Here is a 492-nt window from a genome sequence, read left to right as displayed (position 1 = left end):
CCATTATTTCTGGAATAGAAGCTATGTATATGGTAAAAAAAGGGCAACTTGTTTTACTGGACAAGTCTGTCCAAAATCAAGTGAAGTTCATCCATCAACTATTTGGAATTGCTGCTTAAGACTAGATTCCTCTAGGAAACTTTTCGCCTCTTTATATCTTTCCTAAGTATTTGCACCAGAACCAATGGAAGCATTATCAGCCTGATATTATTTTGTTAACGGTAAGATGGTACCTACGGTACAACCTTAGTTTTCGTGATTTGGTGGAAATGCTAGAAGAACGGGGTTTATCCATTTCTCGCGTTGGGTTCATCAGTATGGTCCTGAATTGGACAAACGAATCCGTCGTCACCTCAAACAAACAAATGACTCTTGGAGAGTCGATGAAACATATATCAAAGTAAAAGGTCAATGGATGTATTTGTATCGTGCTGTTGATTCGAAAGGAAACACAATTGATTTTTTCCTAAACAAAACAAGAGACCAGAAGGC

At 37.8% G+C, this 492-nt stretch carries 1 pseudogene; it reads left to right on the top strand.

What is annotated here, in order from left to right:
- Positions 1–170 precede the first annotated feature (170 nt).
- Positions 171–492, top strand: a pseudogene (locus ACM6HU_RS00055) (IS6 family transposase); the annotation flags it as partial.

Origin of the sequence: Bacillus sp. IT-79MI2 (genome assembly GCF_949768135.1) — a bacterium.
GTDB classification, from domain to species: Bacteria; Bacillota; Bacilli; order Bacillales; family Bacillaceae_G; genus Bacillus_A; species Bacillus_A pseudomycoides.
The sequence above is the reverse complement of the archived record's forward strand: the minus strand, read 5'-3'. Positions and strand labels throughout refer to the sequence as shown.